Origin of the sequence: Mycobacterium uberis, assembly GCF_003408705.1 — a bacterium.
Classification (GTDB): Bacteria; Actinomycetota; Actinomycetes; order Mycobacteriales; family Mycobacteriaceae; genus Mycobacterium; species Mycobacterium uberis.
The window spans coordinates 202,307-221,670 of record NZ_QAYL01000002.1 but is presented as its reverse complement, the minus strand read 5'-3'; the positions used below and the strand labels follow the sequence as shown (position 1 = coordinate 221,670).

22 protein-coding genes and 4 pseudogenes are annotated in these 19,364 nt (G+C 57.2%); 22 read left to right on the top strand and 4 right to left on the bottom strand.

Going from position 1 to position 19,364, the window contains the following annotated elements:
• Window position 1: 1 nt before the first annotated feature.
• From MUBE_RS03145 to era, 5 genes and pseudogenes are all read left to right on the top strand, one after another.
• Window positions 2-595, top strand: a pseudogene (locus MUBE_RS03145) (PhoH family protein); the annotation flags it as partial.
• Window positions 592-1,128 (top strand): rRNA maturation RNase YbeY, encoded by a 537-nt coding sequence (gene ybeY / locus MUBE_RS03140; RefSeq protein WP_116539445.1) that lies wholly within the window; start codon window positions 592-594, stop codon window positions 1,126-1,128. The pseudogene MUBE_RS03145 and the gene ybeY, both read left to right, overlap by 4 nt.
• Window positions 1,125-2,394 (top strand): annotated as a pseudogene (locus MUBE_RS03135) (hemolysin family protein); the annotation flags it as partial. The gene ybeY and the pseudogene MUBE_RS03135, both read left to right, overlap by 4 nt.
• An 18-nt stretch (window positions 2,395-2,412) precedes the next feature.
• Window positions 2,413-2,702, top strand: a pseudogene (locus MUBE_RS03130) (cytidine deaminase).
• Between the two features lie 42 nt (window positions 2,703-2,744).
• Window positions 2,745-3,647, top strand: coding sequence for a GTPase Era (era, locus tag MUBE_RS03125; protein WP_116539443.1), 903 nt, complete (start codon window positions 2,745-2,747; stop codon window positions 3,645-3,647).
• A gap of 5 nt (window positions 3,648-3,652) precedes the next feature.
• On the opposite strand, the gene MUBE_RS03120 is transcribed toward era, so the two are convergent.
• Window positions 3,653-5,134 carry an amidase gene (locus MUBE_RS03120; RefSeq protein ID WP_116539442.1) on the bottom strand — a complete coding sequence of 494 codons (1,482 nt, stop codon included), beginning with the start codon at window positions 5,132-5,134 and terminating at the stop codon, window positions 3,653-3,655.
• Window positions 5,135-5,195: 61 nt separating this feature from the next.
• Here MUBE_RS03120 and recO point away from each other — a divergent pair, with 61 nt between their 5' ends.
• Genes recO through MUBE_RS03105 form a run of 3 tightly spaced genes read left to right on the top strand, consistent with a single transcriptional unit; the run spans window position 5,196 to window position 7,304 of the window.
• Window positions 5,196-5,993 carry a DNA repair protein RecO gene (recO, locus tag MUBE_RS03115; RefSeq protein WP_116539519.1) on the top strand — a complete coding sequence of 266 codons (798 nt, stop codon included), beginning with the start codon at window positions 5,196-5,198 and terminating at the stop codon, window positions 5,991-5,993.
• Complete coding sequence (locus MUBE_RS03110; RefSeq protein WP_116539441.1) at window positions 5,986-6,876, top strand: decaprenyl diphosphate synthase; 891 nt, start codon at window positions 5,986-5,988, stop codon at window positions 6,874-6,876. The genes recO and MUBE_RS03110 overlap by 8 nt, the downstream gene beginning before the upstream one ends.
• Entirely contained in the window at window positions 6,876-7,304 is a 429-nt protein-coding gene (locus MUBE_RS03105; protein WP_116539440.1) for a hypothetical protein, read from the top strand. The genes MUBE_RS03110 and MUBE_RS03105 overlap by 1 nt, the downstream gene beginning before the upstream one ends.
• Before the next feature lie 33 nt (window positions 7,305-7,337).
• On the opposite strand, the gene MUBE_RS03100 is transcribed toward MUBE_RS03105, so the two are convergent.
• Both MUBE_RS03100 and MUBE_RS03095 read right to left on the bottom strand, forming a co-directional pair.
• A complete protein-coding gene (locus tag MUBE_RS03100; protein WP_116539518.1) occupies window positions 7,338-7,730 on the bottom strand; it encodes a Fur family transcriptional regulator in 393 nt (130 codons plus the stop codon).
• Between the two features lie 76 nt (window positions 7,731-7,806).
• Window positions 7,807-8,235, bottom strand: coding sequence for an ArsR/SmtB family transcription factor (locus MUBE_RS03095; RefSeq protein ID WP_116539439.1), 429 nt, complete (start codon window positions 8,233-8,235; stop codon window positions 7,807-7,809).
• Between the two features lie 180 nt (window positions 8,236-8,415).
• Between MUBE_RS03095 and MUBE_RS03090 the strand changes: the two genes are divergently transcribed.
• The 14 genes and pseudogenes from MUBE_RS03090 (at window position 8,416) to MUBE_RS03040 (ending at window position 17,784) form a co-directional block, all read left to right on the top strand.
• A complete protein-coding gene (locus MUBE_RS03090) occupies window positions 8,416-9,795 on the top strand; it encodes a glycine--tRNA ligase (protein WP_424399024.1) in 1,380 nt (459 codons plus the stop codon).
• 780 nt (window positions 9,796-10,575) lie between these two features.
• Window positions 10,576-10,995, top strand: a pseudogene (locus MUBE_RS16920) (PPE family protein).
• Between the two features lie 112 nt (window positions 10,996-11,107).
• Window positions 11,108-11,353 (top strand): hypothetical protein, encoded by a 246-nt coding sequence (locus MUBE_RS16915; RefSeq protein ID WP_243632780.1) that lies wholly within the window; start codon window positions 11,108-11,110, stop codon window positions 11,351-11,353.
• Between the two features lie 742 nt (window positions 11,354-12,095).
• The gene (locus tag MUBE_RS16910) at window positions 12,096-12,326 is read left to right on the top strand and encodes a hypothetical protein (RefSeq protein ID WP_243632779.1); all 231 of its coding nucleotides are present in this window, start codon (window positions 12,096-12,098) and stop codon (window positions 12,324-12,326) included.
• On the top strand, window positions 12,326-12,553 hold the full coding sequence (locus MUBE_RS16905; RefSeq protein ID WP_243632778.1) for an alkaline phosphatase family protein: 228 nt from the start codon (window positions 12,326-12,328) through the stop codon (window positions 12,551-12,553). The genes MUBE_RS16910 and MUBE_RS16905 overlap by 1 nt, the downstream gene beginning before the upstream one ends.
• A 22-nt stretch (window positions 12,554-12,575) precedes the next feature.
• The gene (locus tag MUBE_RS19780; protein ID WP_116539438.1) at window positions 12,576-12,896 is read left to right on the top strand and encodes an alkaline phosphatase family protein; all 321 of its coding nucleotides are present in this window, start codon (window positions 12,576-12,578) and stop codon (window positions 12,894-12,896) included.
• Between the two features lie 496 nt (window positions 12,897-13,392).
• The gene (locus tag MUBE_RS03070; protein ID WP_116539437.1) at window positions 13,393-13,587 is read left to right on the top strand and encodes a transposase; all 195 of its coding nucleotides are present in this window, start codon (window positions 13,393-13,395) and stop codon (window positions 13,585-13,587) included.
• Window positions 13,588-14,781: 1,194 nt separating this feature from the next.
• Window positions 14,782-15,075 (top strand): PE domain-containing protein, encoded by a 294-nt coding sequence (locus MUBE_RS03065; protein ID WP_116539436.1) that lies wholly within the window; start codon window positions 14,782-14,784, stop codon window positions 15,073-15,075.
• Between the two features lie 69 nt (window positions 15,076-15,144).
• On the top strand, window positions 15,145-16,347 hold the full coding sequence (locus MUBE_RS03060; protein WP_116539435.1) for a PPE family protein: 1,203 nt from the start codon (window positions 15,145-15,147) through the stop codon (window positions 16,345-16,347).
• A 63-nt stretch (window positions 16,348-16,410) separates the two neighbouring features.
• A complete protein-coding gene (locus tag MUBE_RS03055) occupies window positions 16,411-16,710 on the top strand; it encodes a WXG100 family type VII secretion target (RefSeq protein WP_116539434.1) in 300 nt (99 codons plus the stop codon).
• 66 nt (window positions 16,711-16,776) lie between these two features.
• Entirely contained in the window at window positions 16,777-17,064 is a 288-nt protein-coding gene (locus MUBE_RS03050; RefSeq protein ID WP_116539433.1) for a WXG100 family type VII secretion target, read from the top strand.
• A 277-nt stretch (window positions 17,065-17,341) separates the two neighbouring features.
• The gene (locus MUBE_RS15445) at window positions 17,342-17,506 is read left to right on the top strand and encodes a hypothetical protein (protein WP_165849664.1); all 165 of its coding nucleotides are present in this window, start codon (window positions 17,342-17,344) and stop codon (window positions 17,504-17,506) included.
• A gap of 39 nt (window positions 17,507-17,545) precedes the next feature.
• A complete protein-coding gene (locus MUBE_RS19775) occupies window positions 17,546-17,635 on the top strand; it encodes a hypothetical protein (protein WP_116539432.1) in 90 nt (29 codons plus the stop codon).
• Window positions 17,635-17,784 (top strand): hypothetical protein, encoded by a 150-nt coding sequence (locus MUBE_RS03040; protein WP_116539431.1) that lies wholly within the window; start codon window positions 17,635-17,637, stop codon window positions 17,782-17,784. The genes MUBE_RS19775 and MUBE_RS03040 overlap by 1 nt, the downstream gene beginning before the upstream one ends.
• A gap of 610 nt (window positions 17,785-18,394) precedes the next feature.
• Here the strand turns inward: MUBE_RS03040 and dapD are convergent.
• Complete coding sequence (gene dapD / locus MUBE_RS03035) at window positions 18,395-19,348, bottom strand: 2,3,4,5-tetrahydropyridine-2,6-dicarboxylate N-succinyltransferase (protein WP_116539430.1); 954 nt, start codon at window positions 19,346-19,348, stop codon at window positions 18,395-18,397.
• Between the last annotated feature and the right edge of the window lie 16 nt (window positions 19,349-19,364).

Below are 19,364 nucleotides of genomic sequence, written 5' to 3'. Positions count from 1 at the left end.
TATGGTCAAGGCGGTCAATGCATTGCGGACCAAGCAGATGGCCTGGATCATTTTGACTTGGCTGGTAGTGGAAGCCGTTGATTTCCTTGGCTTTTTCTCAGGAAGCCTGAGTGAGAAGACAGACTTTTATCTGTATCCGCTGTACGACATGATGGACTCCGAGCTGATCCCGGAGCTGATGTCTGCCGACGTTATCAAGATGGCATTGCTAAAGCATATGCGGGGTCGCACACTTAACGATGCGTTCATCGTCCGGGCGATACGCGATTCTACCGCCGCCGAGCAGATGAAGATGTTCCTCATCCGACTGGGTTTTGGATTGAAAGTCGTTGTCACCGGGAATGTCACTCAGGTTGATCTGCCGGGCGATGCTGGGTTGGGTTTGCGTGCGGCAGTCGATATCCTGGAAAATATTGACGACATTCATGTCGCGGGGCTGGCCAGTTTGGACGTGGTGCGTTACTGGTTGGCGTCAGAGGGCGTCGAAGCCTATGCCAAATACAAGGAGCCAGACTTGAGGATGAATCGGGCGGCTTGGCGGGCGTTCGCAGTCGTCGATGATGGTGGTGTGAACAGTCGTATGAGTGTTTTATGAGTATTGAAATATCTAACGAGTCAGGTATCGACGTCTCCGAAGCAGAACTGATCAGCGTCGCGCGGTTTGTCATCGTCAAAATGGACGTCAACCCAGGCGCGGAGCTGTCGATGGTGCTACTGGACACCGCGGCGATGGCCGATCTACATATGCGCTGGATGGATCTACCTGGGCCGACGGACGTCATGAGCTTTCCTATGGACGAACTCGAGCCGGGTGGTCGACCCGACGCCCCTGAACCAGGGCTCTTCATGTTGGGTGACATTGCGCTGTGCCCAGAGTTCGCCGTGCAGCAGGCGGCTGCAGCGGGCCACAGCCTCGGACATGAGTTGGCGCTTCTGACAATTCACGGTGTGCTTCACTTGCTCGGCTACGACCACGGTGAGCCAGACGAGAAGAAGGAAATGTTCGCCTTGCAGGACCGGTTACTGGAAGAGTGGGTAGCCGAACAGGTCCAGGCCTATCAGTACGATCGTCAGAACGAAAAGGACTGTCGACTGCTAGACAAGTCAAGGTATTTCGATCACTTGTGACCGGTCTAAATCAATTACTCGGCGTGATCGTGTTGATTGGATTGGGTAGGCTCTTCGCTGCGATCGACGCTGCTATCAGCTACTGTGTAGCTGACCCGGGTGCAGGGGCTAGTTCGCGACGAGCTGCCTAAAATTAGGGGCAGGCTGTTCAAGGTGACGGCCGGTCGGTCACGCTACATAAATCTGGCAGTACTGCTGTGGATCGCATGTGAAATTACAGCGATCATACTGCTAGTGGTGCTCCTTTACGGCACTCTCGGCTTGGGCTGAGTTTTGTTCGGCTCCGCGACAATCGCGGTGGTGGTCAGCTTCGTGGTTGTCGACGTTGACACACGCATACTGTCTCGCCAGAACGCATATTCTATTTCATTGGCGACAGCCTTTCCGTCGCAGGCGATCTCATGACTGTTGATGCCGATCGTTCGGTTGCTGGCGGTTGTCGGCAATGCGTTGACCCTGGTTCGCGTCCTGCGAGACGAGCCGTTTGCGTCCAAAGTTGAGTTCCGCAAAGTCGTCGATCTGGTGCAGCAGCGTGGCGTGGTTGCCGCCGACGAACGCCGGACGATCGAATCAGTCGTCGGACTTGGTAACACCCCAGTCCGTGAGGTGATGGTGTGATGCACTGAGATGAACTCGATTGGAAGTTACAAGTCGGCCGCTCAAGCGACAACTTTGGCTGTACTTATCGGTTATTCACGTATTCTGGAGGCGATATCATTGGGGTGGTGTACGTGAAAGACCTTGCACATTATGTGTTCTTTTCGCCGGATCACGGCCAGACCACGACTGTGGCACAGGTGATGCGTCCAACAGTTTTTGTTCCGGACTCCAAGCCGGTTGGATATGTTGCTGCGCGAAATGCAGTGTGACTGCAATCCCATGGTACTGTTGGCCGACGAGTACGGTGCGATAGCTGGCTTGATCAGTATCGAAGACGTGCTAGAAGAAATTGTCGGCAATATCGCTGACGGGTATGACAACGCTGAAATAGGTTCAGTAGAAGATTTGGGCTACAAGAGTTTTCGGGTTTCAGCGCGACTGTCGATCGAAGACGTTAGTGAGTTATACGGCATGGAATTTGACGATGGTCTCAATGCTAATGTGGTGGGAGGTTTGCTGGCTCTGAACCTGGGCCGTATCCCGTTGCCTGGCGCTGAAGTGGTGTCACATGGTTTGCGGCTGCGCGCTGAGAATGACCCCGATCTTTGGGGACAAGTGCAGATCGGCACCGTGCTGCTGAGCCGGGCCAAATCTGACGGTTCCGATGGTGCCAACGGCGGTTGGCTGGCTGAGTCACTGAATGCTAAGGATATCAAGTTGGTGACCCCTGGCAGCGGTGCTACGGTCCGTAACGTCGACGGCCGCACGTATATGCCTCTGTGCCGGTGACCTTGTTAACGCTCGAGCTGACCGGCCTGCAGGCGGCGGTCGTCGCCGCGTCCAGTGGGGTGAGTAGGTTGGAGGTCGCCGTGCTGATGGCCGGGTCCGTGGACCATCTCGGTATCGCTACGGTGCATGAACTGGCTCCAGCAGCAGTGGTAATACTGACTGATAGAGCCGGGAATCTGTTATGACGAAGACTGTGCACTTGGTGCGAAATTCGGCGGTAACCTGACATGGCCGAATTCCGTTCGGGCTTCGTATGTTTGATCGGCCGACCGAATACCGGCAAATCGACGCTGATCAACGCGTTGGTTGGCGCCAAGGTAGCGATCACTTCGATGAAGCCGCAGACCACGCGGCATACCGTTCGTGGGATCGTGCATAGGGAGGGCAACTTCCAGATTGTTCTGGTCGACACTCCCGGTCTGCATCGGCCGCGTACGCTGCTGGGTAAGCGACTCAACGACTTGGTGCATGACACCTATACCGAAGTAGATGTCATCGGGCTGTGCATCCCGGCTGACGAGGCAATCGGTCCGGGAGATCGATGGATTGTAGATCAGATCCGGTCGACTGCCCCGAAAACGACGCTCGTCGTTATCGTTACTAAGCTCGACAAAGTCCCCAAAGACCGGCTGTCTGCACAGCTGGTCGCTGTCAGCGACCTCGTCTTCGACTCAGTCGAAATTGTTCCGGTGTCGGCTGTGACGGATGAACAGGTCGACGTGCTGGTCGATGTGCTGGCTGCGGCTTTGCCGCCGGGTCCGGCGTATTACCCCGACGGTGAACTGACCGACGAGCCGGAAGAGCTTCTGATGGCAGAGTTGATTCGCGAGGCCGCGTTGGAAGGAGTGCATGACGAGCTGCCACATTCGTTGGCTGTGGTGATCGACGAGGTCCGCCCGAGAGCAGGGCGTGACGACTTGATTGACGTGTACGCTGCGCTTTATGTCGAGCGTCCTAGTCAGAAAGGAATCGTCATCGGCAAGAGCGGCGCCCGGTTGCGGGAAGTGGGTACCGCGGCACGTGGCCAGATCGAGAAGTTGTTGGGGACCAAGATCTATCTCGACTTGCATGTCAAGGTCGCCAAGAATTGGCAATGTAACTCCAAACAGCTTGACCGACTAGGTTTTTGACGAGTTCAATCGTCCACAGAGTTCGGCGGTGTGACAGTGTTCCACCATACCTTCGGTTGCTTGGTTGCCCAGCCACAAACAGCTTCCAGTTCGGCGGCCAGCGAGATCAGTATGCCTTCGCTGTTTGCTGGTCCCATTAGCTGTACACCGATTGGCAACCCCTCGGCGGTGAAACCTGCCGGCACGTTGATCGACGGCCAACCCAGCACGTTCCACGGCCACGTCACTGGGCACGCGGCGATCATGGCGCGATCAGTGCGAAAGGAGCCCAATCGGTCGAAAGTGTGTGCCAATGGTGGTGGCTGCGCGGTGGTCGGCGCCAGGATGACGTCGACGATGTCGAAGATCGAACCGACGCGACGCTGGTCGGCGGCTTCGTGGTGGCGCGCGTTACGCAGAATCGCCTCCCCGAGCACATGACCCGTGCGCAGATTGGCAACGGTGCGGCGGTCCAGGGAGACGTCATCGCCCAGCCTTTCCTGCCAGTCCACCAGACCGGAGGTGGACCGGGCGAGAAAGTTCCACGACAGCCGCAGGCCGTAGTCCGGGTTGCCGGTTACTACGGTGTGGCCAAGCAGTTCGAGTTGCTTGGCCATCATTTGCGTAGCAGCCAAGATTTCTGGATGTAACTTGGCCCGAAACCCTGTGAACGGGAATCGGGTGGACAGCGCGATGTTGAGTGGACCAGGCGCGATGCCGAGATAGTCGGATACCGTCACCGGGCGGGGTTGGTGTCGGTCACCCTCGACGTTGCCGGACGCCGCGTCGAGCACCAATGCCGCATCAGCCACCGTGCGGGCTAGCACCCCATTGACCGTGATGCCGTTGAACGCTTCCGGTAACGGCCAGGTAGAGATACGCCCGCGTTGCGGTTTGATGCCTACTAGGTGTGTCCATGCTGCGGGGATGCGGATGCTACCGCCGCCATCGGAGCCGATGGCGGCGGTTACCAGGCCTGCGGCCACCGCGGCCGCGCTACCGCCAGACGACCCTCCTGGCGTGTGCTGACGCGACCAGGGATTACGGGTATGCCCGAATCCGGGCCCGCTGGTGAATGGCCATTGGCCCAGTTCACAGGTGTTGGTTTTGCCGACGATGACCGCACCGGCCGCCTTTAGGCGGCGAACGACCTCGGCGTCATGGGCGGCGGATCGCACATGCCCTTCGGTGCCAAAGGCGGTTGGCACTCCTGCCACGTCAACGTCATCCTTGATCGCGATCGGGATGCCGAGCAACGGCGCCGTGTCGCCGTCAGCCCGTCGCCGGTCTGCGGTTGCCGCGTCAGACAGCGCGGACTGGGTGAGCACCACACGGAAAGCGTTCAACGTGGGCTGGCTGGCCTCGATGGCCTGCAGAGAACGTTGCACCAATTCTCGGGCAGTCACTGAGTGTGTGGCCAGTTGGTAAAGCAAGTCAGTTAGTGTGGGCAGGCGCTGGTCGCCGGATGCCGAGATGGCCCCAGAAGCGGACCCAGAAGCGCCAACCACGGGTTACGAGACTATCGGCGCGGATACCGACTATGTTGCGGTGGGGTGCAAAACTGTTGTGATGCGGCTATATCGGGACCGGGCGGTAGTGCTACGTCAGCACAAGCTCGGCGAAGCCGACCGGATCGTCACTTTGCTGACCCGCGATCACGGGTTGGTGCGTGCGGTGGCCAAAGGTGTGCGTCGCACGCGTAGTAAATTCGGCGCCCGACTCGAGCCGTTCGCGCATATCGACGCGCAACTACACCCTGGCCGCAACCTCGATATTGTTACTCAGGTCGTTTCGATTGACGCGTTCGTCACCGACATCGTCAGCGACTACGGTCGGTACACTTGTGGGTGCGTGATACTGGAAACTGCCGAACGTCTTGCTGGTGAAGAACGGGCACCTGCCCCGGCTCTGCATCGGCTTACGGTGGGCGCGCTGCGTGCGGTGGCTGACGGAAGCCGGCCTCGCGACTTGGTGCTGGATGCCTATCTACTGCGTGCCATGCGGATCGCCGGATGGGCTCCAGCGCTGACTGAGTGCGCCCGCTGTGCCACGCCCGGTCCGCATCGGGCGTTTCACATTGCTGCTGGGGGTAGTGTATGTGTGCACTGCCGTCCGGCCGGTTCGACTACACCGCCGCTGGCTGTGCTGGAATTGATGTCTGCGCTGCATGATGGCGATTGGGAAGCCGCGCGGCAGGCGCCGCAGTCCCACCGCAGCTACGTCAGCGGATTGGTGGCCGCACACCTGCAGTGGCATCTGGAACGGCAGCTGAAAACGTTACCGCTGGTGGAGCGGACGTGCCAGGGTGATCGGTCCATCGCTGAGCTGCGCACAGCGTTGGTGAGGCAGGATATGCCCTGTGGTTAGGAATGAGCGCAAGCTGAAGTCCACAGATTTTCCGCAGCTGCCCGCCGCGTCCGATGACTACCCGACCTTTCCCGACAAATCGATATGGCCGGTTGTCTTTCCGGCGTTGCCGTCATCACCCGACGGAGGGCCTAGTCGACCACCGCAGCACACGTCGAAAGCCGTCGCTCCACGAATCCCGGCTGCTCAATTGCCGACTCATGTCGCCATCGTGATGGACGGCAATGGTCGTTGGGCCAACCAACGTGGACTGCACCGCACCGAAGGCCACAAAATGGGCGAGGCGGTTGTCATTGACGTCGTCTGTGGCGCTATTGAACTCGGGATCAAGTGGCTCAGCGTCTACGCTTTTTCCACTGAAAACTGGAAGCGTTCTCCCGAGGAAGTTCGCTTCTTGATGGGTTTTAACCGAGACATGGTGCGTCGCCGTCGGGACAACCTCAACGCGATGGGTGTCCGGATCCGCTGGTTGGGTTCACGACCTCGGTTGTGGCGCAGTGTTCTCAAAGAACTCGAGATCGCGGAGCAGATGACGGTGAATAACGACGTCATCACAGTCAACTACTGCGTCAACTACGGTGGCCGCACCGAAATCGCAGAATCTGCAAGAAAAATTGCTCGTCTGGCAGCTATGGGCCGGCTCAATCCGGAGCGGATCACCGAGTCCACGGTGGCCCGGAACTTGCATCTACCCGATATACCCGATGTCGACCTGTTTCTGCGGACCTCGGGGGAGCAAAGGTCTAGCAATTTCCTGCTGTGGCAGGCGGCGTATGCCGAATACATCTTTCAAGACAAGTTGTGGCCCGACTACGACCGCCGTGAGTTGTGGGCGGCGTGCGAGGAATACGCGTCACGCAATCGACGCTTTGGGAGCGCATAGTGACCTCTTTACATGAGCGACTCTCATTGGTCCTGCGCGGCGTGTTACCCGCTGAAGCGGAACCTGACGGCGCGCTCACGGTGCGCATCGACGATACGTTCGCATCATTGCGGGTGGTCAATATCGTTTCCGACCTCGACTTGGTGTCACTTACTCAGATATTGGCGTGGGATTTGCCGCTAACCAAGAAGATCGGCGATCGGGTGGCACAGTATGCGCGCGACACTAATCTCGGCACGGTGATCCTGGTGGAGAAGGTCAGCGAGCAGGTCGCGCAGCGTAACTCCGGAAAACCTGGGCTCAAAACTGCGGACGTGATGCTGCGATACAACTTTCCGGGTGCCGGTTTGACTGATGATGCGTTGCGCATATTGATCCTGCTGGTACTGGATACGGGTGTCCAGATACGCCGTGCATTAACGTCGTGAGCCGAGCTGTACGGGGGGCGCCTTGAAGCAGTTTCAAGACAGGCACTCTGAGCAGGTGCCGAAGATTTCGATGGTGTGGCTGACGTCAGAGAATCCATGTTTGGCGGCCATTTCGGCCGCCCATGCCTCGACTTCGTGATCGCCAACCTCGATGGTAGAACCGCAGCCTCGGCACACCAGATGGTGGTGATGGTGTTCAGAACACCTGCGATAGACCGATTCGCCGGTATCGGTGCGCAACGTGTCGACTGCTCCCGCCGCTGCCATCGATTGCAAGGTCCGGTAGACGGTGGTCAAGCCGATAGTCTCGCCTCGACGGCGCAGCTCGTCATGCAGTTCCTGGGCTGAGCGGAAGTCCTCGAGCGTCTCCAACAGTGTCGATATTGCTGTGCGTTGTCGGGTAGAGCGGACGCTGGCTCCAGTCATCATGTGTGCCGCCCCCCCTCACCGCTTCGTCCTTTGTCAGCGGGCTGCGTCTCCATTGCGTCATCGTTGGCGTGGGTCACAGCGTATCCTCGCCAGCATGGGTGACAGCATCAACGACGATGTGTGCCAGGTGGTGGTCGGCAAGTCGGTAAAGCACCTCGCGGCCGGACCGCTCTCCGGCGACTATCCTCGCCGCCTTGAGGATTTTCAGGTGTTGACTAACTAGTGGCTGTGGTACGTCTAGTGCATCGACCAGTTCGTGGACACACCGCTGAGATTCACGCAGTTGCAGTACGATGGCGATCCGCACGGGTGCGGCCAGCGCGCGTAGCAACTCCCCGGCTGCGTCCAAAATTTCCCGGGATGGAGGCGCGGGGTAGTCTGCTAGCCTCGAAATCCCATCAGCGTCGTGCTTGTGACCCCCAACTAAACCTGAGCTTAAGTTGGCGGTCACGATCGCGGGTGGGCGGTCAGCGGTGGTCGATGTTGACGGGGACGTCACCATAATTCAGGTCATCACCTTCGAGCAGTGCCTGGTATTGAGTCCGTTAGAGTAATTCCACTGTCACATGCATGATGACGCATGTCAAAAACGGTGGCAGCGATCGTTACCATGACTGAATGCTTTGTGCACGCGGTTCGCCGCTGTGCGACCGTCCTGATCAAAGAAGGAGTGCCCTGTCTCGTGGCATCCGTCATCGATACTGTGGTTAACCTGGCTAAGCGGCGCGGTTTTGTTTATCCTGCGGGCGAGATTTACGGCGGCATAAAATCGGCGTGGGATTACGGTCCGCTAGGGGTAGAGTTCAAGGAAAACATTAAACGCCAATGGTGGCGCTCAGTGGTAACCAGCCGGGACGATGTTGTAGGAATCGATTCGTCGATCATCCTGCCGCGGCAGGTATGGGTGGCGTCTGGCCATGTCGAGGTCTTCCACGATCCACTGGTTGAGTCGTTGATCACTCACAAGCGTTACCGCGCTGATCATCTGATCGAGGCCTACGAAGCTAAACATGGGCAGCCGCCGCCCAACGGCTTGGCCGATATTCGCGATCCGGACACCGGTGAGCCTGGCCAGTGGACGGACCCGCGCGAGTTCAACATGATGCTTAAGACTTATCTCGGGCCGATCGAGACTGAGGAAGGATTGCACTACCTGCGACCTGAGACAGCGCAGGGCATCTTCATCAACTTTGTAAATGTAGTGACGACTGTCCGTCGCAAGCCACCGTTCGGTATTGGGCAAATTGGTAAGAGTTTTCGCAACGAGATCACCCCGGGCAACTTCATCTTTCGTACTCGCGAGTTTGAACAGATGGAGATGGAGTTTTTCGTGGAGCCATCGACCGCGAGAGACTGGCACCAATATTGGATCGATACACGGATGCAGTGGTATGTCGAACTCGGTATTCATCCGCAGAACCTACGGCTGTTCGAACATCCGAAGGACAAGTTGTCGCACTATTCTGACCGTACCGTCGACATTGAATACAAGTTCGGCTTTGTCGGTAGCCGTTGGGGCGAATTGGAAGGTGTTGCTAACCGAACTGATTTTGACTTGTCAACGCACGCAAAGTATTCCGGGGTTGATCTGTCGTTTTACGATCAGGTCAACGATATTCGGTACACGCCGTACGTTATCGAACCGGCAGCCGGTCTGAATCGATCGTTCATGGCGTTCTTGATTGACGCTTACACCGAGGATGAAGCCCCAAATACTAAGGGCGGGATGGATAAACGTGCGCTACTTCGACTGGATCCGCGGTTGGCGCCGATCAAGGCCGCTGTGCTGCCGTTATCTCGGCACGCCGATTTGAGCCCCAAAGCCCGTGATTTGGTCGCGGAGTTGCGCAAATGTTGGAATATCGAATTTGACGATGCCGGCGCTATTGGGCGACGCTACCGGCGTCAGGATGAGGTTGGTACACCGTTTTGCGTGACAGTGGACTTCGAATCACTTGACGATAACGCCGTTACCGTACGCGAGCGTGACGCCATGACGCAGGAGCGGGTCGCGATGACCAACGTTGCTGATTACCTTGCAGTGCGGCTCAAGGGCAGCTAGGAGCTGCCTCCAGGTCGTTGGAGCGTGTCAAGTCCCTACCAGTAGGTGATATCCCACGAAGCGGCGAATGGCACCAGTGTTGACGAAGTTGTTCGTTAATTACTTTTGGTTGTTGCTTGATATCGCAGCGCCGGTGTACCGCTTACTGGGCTCTGAGTCGATATGGTTGCCGTTCGCTTGTCGGGTTGGGGCCAGTTGCCGGCCCGCGCAAGGTGACTGAGTCCAGAGCTGGCGCGGGGTTTCTAGGATGTGCGACGGTGCTTGCCGGCTGGTGGTCAGAGACATTGAAAATGCGGGGTGGGGGTCGCCGGTGGTAACGCGGGTCGGGTGGATGGGAATACCCATTGTAGGAGGTACAGCTGCTCGGGAAATCATTCGATTTGAGTTCGTTTTAGAATTATTTTAAGCAATTTGTTGAAGCATCGATCCGACACGTCGCATGATACGCCACTGACCGTAAGGTGGTCGTCTCTTTTCAAGCTCAGTTCCACGAAACTTATTGCCGTTCATCATTTGTATTCTTCACCTATTCTTCACCGTCAAAATCCGTTGTCGTTGTCTAATGACGTGCCGCCTTACGTAGCGGTTTCTCGAGAGTTCTCTTAGGTCAGTCGGAGTGGTGATACAATTGCTAAATAATGTTGTCGGGGTGGTGGAAAGGGCTTGGTAAAATCTGGAATTGTAGCAGAGGATTGTCCTGTGATCCAGTGATAGAAGTGGGTAATTTTTGGATGAGTGATTGTTGGGTAGACTGGTACGATTTGCTGGATTGAAGTTGTTATGATTCTGGACTTTTCGTGTTTTACATTCGAGATTAACTCTACGAGAATATTTTCTGATGTGGGTTTGTGGTCGTTATTTGTGGCAGCGACGGCCTGGTATAGGCTGGTATTGGATTTGCAGGCGTCGGCATCGTCAGTCTTCCGCGAGGATTGCGGGGTTGGCGAGTGGGCGGGTCCGGCATCGGTGTCGATGGCGGCAGCCGCGCTGTAAGTAGGGTGGTTGAGCGCGGCGGCTGGACAGGCGGAGTTGGAGGCTAGTCAGGCTCGAGCGGCAGTGACGGCGTTGGCTGCTACGGTGTCGCCGGTGGTGGAGGTGACTGTGAGTCGGATGACGTTATTGTCTTTGTTGGCGGCGAACATCTTCGGTATTAATGCTCCAGCGATCGCGACCACGGAGTTTCCATATGTGGAGATATAGGTTCAGGATGTGGCCGCCATGGCGGCCTAATTACCTAGGGGCAACGTCGGTTGTGCCGATACTGATGCCATTTTAGTGCACTGCCGCTGAATCTGACGGGGTTGACGGGGTTATGTCGCAGGAGGTTTCGGGCGTGTTAGTGGCAGGATCAGTGGCCTGGAGCGGTTGGACCACGCAGGTACAGTCGGCGGTGGCAGCGTTGCCGGGGTTGGGGGCGATGTCAAACGCTGTGGCGATGACCGGGGTTCCTGCCGGTGACGCCATGCCGATATCGATGGGTATGAGTGGCGGCGAGGGAATACTGGGTGATGATGGGTCACGGTGGCGCGAGTTTGCATGTGATGCGGTTGTGGCCTAGTATGGTGCCCCGCACTGGAGTCTGGTATGGCGGTATCCAGTTAAGCTGTAATTACCTACGGTAATATGGTCTACACCGATTTGGATGTAGGGTTCGGCGCGACCTAGCCATCTGTCATTGACGGACAATGTGCAGAGAGCCGTGCACCCGCACCCGCGGTGCTAGTTCACAGCCGTACTAGGTCTCGCGTGCTGATGTGAATCACTGGAGCAGCGAAGGTGTGCCTTCGGGGCGAGTATAGCTTGCAGTAACAAGTTTTCTAACGTCGTTAAAAGCGCTTCAGCAAGCCAAGAACCGGCTGGGGGTGTCTCGAGATATCGGCGCAACGAGGAGCAATTAGGGCTTTGATCTTCCCGCGGCACCTAGAAGACAACCCGATTTGCCCGTGTTTCGACGAAGACCGAACATGGAACTTCGGGAGAAAGTAAGTTGGTTTGGGGCCGAAACCATGGTTATGGAGCTATTCGCCGAAGTGGGCTTTCCCGCGCTGCGATGGCATATCAGAAGTCATTCACAATTGTTGCTGTACAGACACTCTCATAGACTCTGGTGTGGACTATCCCGGCGGTTTGTGGGCGCTGTCGGTTGGCTAGCAAGCAGAATTCTCGTCGCGCTCCCGAAGACAAGGTGGTGATGAATGCTGCAAAGTAAACCGTGCGCACCAACACTTGTGTGTCCGTGTCCGCTGGCGGACGTCTAAGTCCCCCGTAGGACAAGCCGATCGGAGTTTCCTGGTTGATCGGTGACGTGCCTATACCATGATCGGGAATTTGATGACAAGGTCTTCGCGGAAGGGCGGGCATTGGGTGGCAATCCAATTGACGGAATGTCCTGTCGAGAGTTTCTGGCAAAGATCGCCACCGCCGCCAGCGCGAGGGCTCGGATGTTGCTGGCGGGTCTGGTGATCGAAAAGGCTTATGACGCAGGACCGTGTTCCGATTATTTGACCGACATGAACACTTCGCGTTGTTGATGCAGGAGAACAGGTTGTTCGATCACTACTTCAGGACACTCTCTAGCGTCAACGGGCTCAACACACCGTTGTCGGTATTTCAGAAAAAGGGCTGGAACCCAGTGGCCAAAGCGCTGCACTCCAATGGCATTACCATCTCGTTCTGTTGCGGCACCACCCGAGCTCCCTGCTTGACAGTGAGTACGCCAATGCCCTTGACCACGGGTGGATCGTCCGGTGTAGGTTAGGAATAGTCCGTTTCGGGGCGATATGCTGATAATAATTAAGTGTACTATACGCGCCAGGACTTTCCTGGTCTGCTGCTTATTGGTCGACACGTTGGCGATCCGCAAACACTACTTTTGCTCGCTTTTAGACGGGATCACGGCTAACCGACTGTACTTGATGAGTGCCACTATTGATCCTGACGGCTTCAATGGTGGGCCGCCGTTGATTGAACCCATTATCCAACCGCTGTTCCAGTTCAACTGGACCCTGACGTCGGAGAACCTTAGTGTCGCCGGGTCAGCTGGAAAGCTGTGGCAGAGCCAGTATACGTGGTTACCAGATCACACCGTTTTTGCTACTTGACTGGGTAGGGGTGTTTTGATGTTGGTCGGCGTGTCTTATGGGGTGAGGGGCCCTTGGCTTTTGGAGGTCTAGGTGTTGCTAAGTGTTCAGCTGATGAAGGGAGCTAAGGGTTGTGACCGGGGTGATGACATTGTTGTTTAGGCTGCCAGGAGTTATGGGTGGAGCGTGTCTAACACCGTGACAATGAGCCGTCAGCGCCAGGGTGTCCAGGATATGGAATGGTCTTCACGTCCGGCCAAGGAATATGTGAGCAGTTCACCGATAGATCTTTCTATTCTCTACGGTACAGAGCTAATCCTGGCGTGGTAGCGCAAGACCTGATCGCGGTGCACGCGAGGTTACTGGTAGCGTTGTGCTGCAACGGGCGCCGTGTGGATTGAACCGGTTTTGTGGACCTGGCCGGCAATCAGGACCTGTTGGGACAGGTTGTAGGGCCGCACCGCGAAACCCGGACATCGACTAGTTTGCCCAACGTGGTTCCTAGTTTTGCAATGGCATCAAATCCTTAGCCATCGATCCGGCCGCGGGCTACACGTCGGCGATCCACGCCGTGCTGCCGGGTGCCACGCTTGTTGTCGGCCATCAGGACACGCTCGCTAACGATGCACTGACCAAAGTACTCCGCCAGGTCACCTGGGAGCTGCGGGATCGCCGCGGCGACAAGCTTGATCCCGAGTGGGTCAATCAGTGACGCTTACTCAACTCTACGAGAACGACTATCCAACAAGCGCTTTATCAAGATATGGAACTAGATCCACGTCTAGAGGATCCCAGCGTCCGAGATCCTCTAGACGTGGATCGCCAAAAAATAACCGTACACCTTATCGTCTATCGTGCGGCTTGGCGAGGAACCGCATCTGACAAGACATCGCCTGCACCGCTTCCTGACGTGGCGCCTTGACTCCAACACCCCAGAACTGATCATCCGGGCTGGCACCGTCAACACTTGGTGATCCAAGATCAACCCGTTTCACCACCACTGGCATTACCAACTCACAAACCGCGGGCTACAACAACCTGACCAAGCAGGTCAAAAACGTCGGCTGCGGGTTCAACAACATGCACGGATACAGATCCCCCTACACCCGCAAACAATAGGCCACAACCCAGACCTCAAGCTAAGAACCCAACTAAAACCAAAAAACCACTATCGGCGTGGACGAACACCGCTAGCCACAAGTCCGACGACCAGGCGATGAAAGCTATGTCACGGTAATCAACTGTATTGCAGACAGAAACGGTGCTAAACAGTTGACCTAGTTAGGCTTTCTCGTTGCCGTCGGCCATCTTGTGGACTTGTATGACCTACCGCCGACATTGTCGGTCAAGACGTCGATGCGGATACTCTCCTCCGCCAAGGACTACATCCGGTGCATCTCGGCAAAGTCAACCAAGAAATAGTCGGCACCCAATTCCGTGGCCACTGCGGCGGCCTTACTTACCGACCGAACCACCACAACATTTTCGCCGCGCCGGCGAACCAGTGAGCCGCCACAACGCTGATGTTGTCACTGATATCGACAACGATAATCATTTTAAATATAAAATAGCATCGCTCAAGTCCGCTACGGGCAGTGCATCTATTGCACCCGGGCGAACGCGTACACCTGACGATTACACCGATGACGGTTCGTATGGTGTTTACCTCGCGTTTATTTGTTCAGATAGAATGGCGCTTTGGCTGGGCCTACGAGTGCACTTTGCACCTTACGCTGCGGTAATTCGGGTGATTTTAACCTGTTGCCAGCGTTGCGTAACGGTGATCATTGAGGCCAGTTCGCACCACCGACGCAGTGGGTGCCGAGTTACGCAAGGAGTCAGATCAATTTGCGGTACTTGATCGCTCCTCTGGTAAGTGACTTGAGTTCTTCGAGGAGGCATTTGTATGTCTTTTTTGGGACAGCACAACCATGTAGCACTGACCACGGAAGCTGATGTCCTGCAGAGCCTCGGTGCTGCCACGGTGGCAAGCAGTGCCGTAGCAGTTTCGGCGACCAACGAAACTGCTCCCCTGGACGCCAATGAAATGACGCGTCAGCATTGCTGGCCCAAGTTCTTCAGTAACCACGGGCAGCAATATCCCGCACACGCCACCCGGGGTGCGGCCATTCATCAGAAGCTAGTCCAGATGCTACTGACGGACTCGTTGGCGTCTGCGCCCACCGAGATCGGCAACTAGGAGGACATGGTAACGAATGTCACCAGCTGCACGCGAGTAGATAGCAGCGAGTAAATAGGGAGCAACGAGATGTTCGATTTCGCAGCGTTGCCGCCTGAGACCAACTCCACCCGGATGTATCTCGGCGCGGGCTCAGGTCCGATATTGGCCGCCGCCACGGCATGGACTGGTCTGGCCAAAGAGTTGACTGCGGCGGCGCAGGGGTTGGAGTCAGCGATCGATACGTTGCTGGCAACGTTTATGGGTCCGTCGGCGACGACGTTGTTAGAACGGGTCACACCATATGTGGGATGGCTGAACATGAACGCTGAATCAGCTGAGCGAACCGCGAACCAGGTCACGGCAGCGGCGAATGCCTACGAAGCAGCTTACCTGACGACAGTGCCACCGTTGACGGTGTTCACGAACCGCGCAGAGTGGTTGACACTGACCGTGACTAACATTTTCGGGCAAAACTCCCTCGCGATCGCGGAGAAGGAGGCGGAATACGGTGAAATGTGGATCCAAGACGCGACAGCGATGGCAGGCTATCAGGCTGGCGTGCTAGAGGCGGTGGTGGCGACGATCCCATTTATGCCGGCACCGGAGATGGTTAGCGAGTTCGGGCTAACCCAAGAGGCCTGCGCGGCTGAGCAGGCATTCAGCCAAGTCGCGCTCAATCAGGTGGCCAGTCAGGGAATGAACGTCACTTCCAAGCTGGGGACGCCACAGCTGAACGAGCAAGTGGGAGTTGTCACCCCACAAGCTCTTCCTAGACCCTCGTCGGCGGCGAAGTCATTGTGGGAAGGCGGTACAAAGCACTTGTCGTCCATGAGCAACCTCGTCGGCATGACCAACAACGGTGTTTCGATGCTTGGCCAGGCTGTGTCGCAAACTAACACCATGGGTTCGATGATGAAGGGCTTCATGCCGACAGCGGCCAAGGCAGCAAAAGATGCGGCCAAGGCGATGGAGAGCGCTGTCGAGTTGGTGGGTCGCAGCCCTCTGAATCCAGGCTTGGGTGGTCAGATAACTGCCAATTTGGGCCGGGCGACGTCGGTCGGCTCGTTGCGGGTGCCGGAAACATGGGCCGTGGCCAACCAGAGCATCACGCAAGTGCGCGGATTGCCGCTGACCAGCATAGTCGCCACAGCCGAAGGCGAGTCGGGGCAGATGATGGGTGAGCTGCCAATGGCACCTATGGCATCTGGCGGGGGCGGTGTTGGCGTCAGCAGTGCGCTGCGTCTGCCACCGCGTCCGTTTACGATGCCACGCAACCTGGCGGGCGGGTAACCGCTGCGGCTCGGGTTGTTTCACTTGCAAGGCAACGAAACCAATCGAAAGAGACAGCAAATAATGACAGCACGTTTTATGACCGATCCGCAGTCGATGCGGGATATGGCGCGCCGTTTTGAAGTGCATGCTCAGACCGTGGAGGACGAGTCTCACAAGATGTGGGCGTCGACGCTGAACATCGCGGGTGCGGGCTGGAGTGGGGCGGCTCAGGCGACGTCCTTTGACGTCATGGGGCAGATGAATCAGGCGTTTCGCAACATCGTGACCATGCTGCACGAGGTTCGTGATGGGTTGGGTGCTGCTGCCACCCGCTATGAGCAGCAAGAGCAGACTTCTCAGCAGATCCTGCAGGGTAGCTAGCTCCGAAAACCGCTGCTGTCCCACTACTTTCTCATTTACTTTACTAATTCAGGAGGACGATAGTTTATGCCCAGTATTAACTACCAGTTCGGGGATATTGATGCGCATGGTGCAACGATCCGCGTACAAGCGGCATCGTTGGAGGCCACGCACCAGGCCATCTTGGCGAGTGTGCGTGATGCCGCTGACTTTTGGGGTGGACAGGGTTCGGTGGCATGTGAGCAGTTCGTCAGTGATTTGGGTCGCAACTTTCAGATGATTTATGAGCAGGCCAACGCTCACGGCCGAAAGGTGCAAGCTGCCGGTAACAACATGGCTGACACGGACCGCTCTGTCGGTTCCAGTTGGGCCTAACCTAGAGTCACCTCAGCGCCGCTCCTACCAAAGTCGACACCGGGCAGCCTTTGACGGTACTGAAGACAGGACGTCTCAGCTGCTACACGTTACCTGGCCTATAGTCCAATCAAGGTTTACCTGGGGGATCTGCGTGGTAATGCCTGCCGGTCTGTTCGATAGGACAAGCATAGAAGATAAATTTGATGAGTTTTGGGGCTGTACCACAGAGATTGACTAGGCGAGAATATGTATTCGGGTGCAATATTTGATCGCCACGACAGCCTGGAGGAGCCTCGTGGCTGATCTGTACTTGGTGGCGTCCTTAGATTCAGTCATCTCCGAGCTGATCGTGGGGTTGTGCTTGAGTCTGTCGTCGGTGTCGATGGCTCCCGCGATCATGAGGTATGTGGCGGTGGCTAAGACTCCACCACTGCGCAGGCTAAGCAAACCGGCATCTTAGATTACGACCGCGGCGAGCGCATATGCGACGGCATTTAAGATGACGGTGCCGCCGCAGGATGTTGAGGCGAACCACGCCCTGTCCCGGGTGTTGGCCAAGACCAACATCGTTCGGAAAACGTCCCACTGATGGCCGACGTCGATGCGGCCTACAGTGAGATGTGGGGCCAGGACGCTGCCAAGATGTATGATTACGAGAATGCTACGGCGGCCGCGATGGCGGCAACGCCATGTGAAGCGCTGTCGGAGATCGTCCACGAGATTGGCCTGAGCAAGTAGGCTACCGGCACCGCTGCGGCAGATAGGCGCAGGTCCGAATCTATTGCAGGGGAGGAGCAAAGTGCTGCCAATAGCTTTAGTCGACATATTGTGACGTGGTCGATTCAGTGCTTTCCATGGCCGACACAGCAAACTCGATGTTGGTGGGTGTCCTTCTCGTGGTTGGGGAAATTGTTAACGATACGATCGCTAGCAGTCTGTGATGAAGCTGACGCGCTGAGGCAGGCATTGGGTCAGGCGGCAGGTGTGGGTGGTCCGGATCTGTCTATGGGCTTGGGTCGGGCTATGTCGGTCAGCTCTTTGGCAGTGCTGCAAAGTTGTTCTGGGGCCAACTAAGCGATTGCCCCGGCGGTTTGCAGCATGCCGGTAACTGGTCTGGTTGGCGTGACCCAAAGCGGGTCAGCCCAGCTAATGGAGGTCTGCCAACAAGGCAGATGGTCCACAGCGCGGTCGGTGGCGGGGTCAGCAGTGCGTTGCGGACCCCGCTGCGCGCTTTCGTGATGCCTAGTACCGGGGCCGCCAGATAGGGCACTTGGGTCAAAGTCACAGATACGCAATATACTTCGATCCCGGTGGCCTTGCGGTGGTATTTACCGGTGGGGCTCGGCCGTTAGTTAGTATGCAGGTCCTCGTTGAGTGTGCTGCCTTGGCCGTCACGGGCGACCACCTCGACCGCCCCTGTCATCGAATTGCGTCGGAACAGCAGGTTACTGCCGCCAGACAGCTCACGAGCCTTAACCGATTTGCCGTACGGAGTATTGACCTTGGTGCCGGCAGTGATATATAAGCCAGCTTCAACGACGCAGTCGTCGCCTAGTGAGATACCCAGCCCTGAGTTGGCGCCGAGAAGACACCGCTTGCCTATCGAAATGACCTGCGTGCCACCGCCGGACAGGGTGCCCATGATTGACGCTCCGCCGCCGACGTCGGAGCCATCGCCTACCACCACGCCCGCTGAGATGCGGCCCTCCACCATCGACGCACCCAAAGTCCCGGCATTGTAGTTGACGAAACCCTCGTGCATCACGGTGGTGCCCGGTGCGAGGTGGGCGCCTAGACGCACTCGGTTGGCGTCGGCGATACGCACCCCGGTAGGGACGACATAGTCAACCATCCGGGGGAATTTGTCGATGCCATAGACGGTGACTGGTCCGTGGCGACACAGCTGTGCCCGGACGACTTCGAAACCATCGATTGCGCAGGGTCCCCGATTGGTCCACACCACATTGGTCAATACCCCGAACAAGCCATCGGTGTTAAGTCCGTGCGGTGCCACCAGCCGGTGTGAAAGCAAATGTAACCGCAGGTAAGCGTCGTAAGCGTCGGCGGCGATTTCGTCCAATGAGCCGATGACCGTGCGGACCGCGATGGTCTCGGTGCCGCGGTCGTCATCGCGGCCGATCAGTGCAGCAAGCTCAGGGGGAACGTCGGACACCGTCAATCGTGAGGTGGCGCTGGTGCCCGACTTAGTCAGTTCCGGTGCGGGAAACCAGGTGTTGAGGATCGATCCGTCGGAGGCCAGCGTCGCCAGCCCGATGCCAACTCCACCTGCAGCTACAGTCACGGCGGTCAGGGTACTT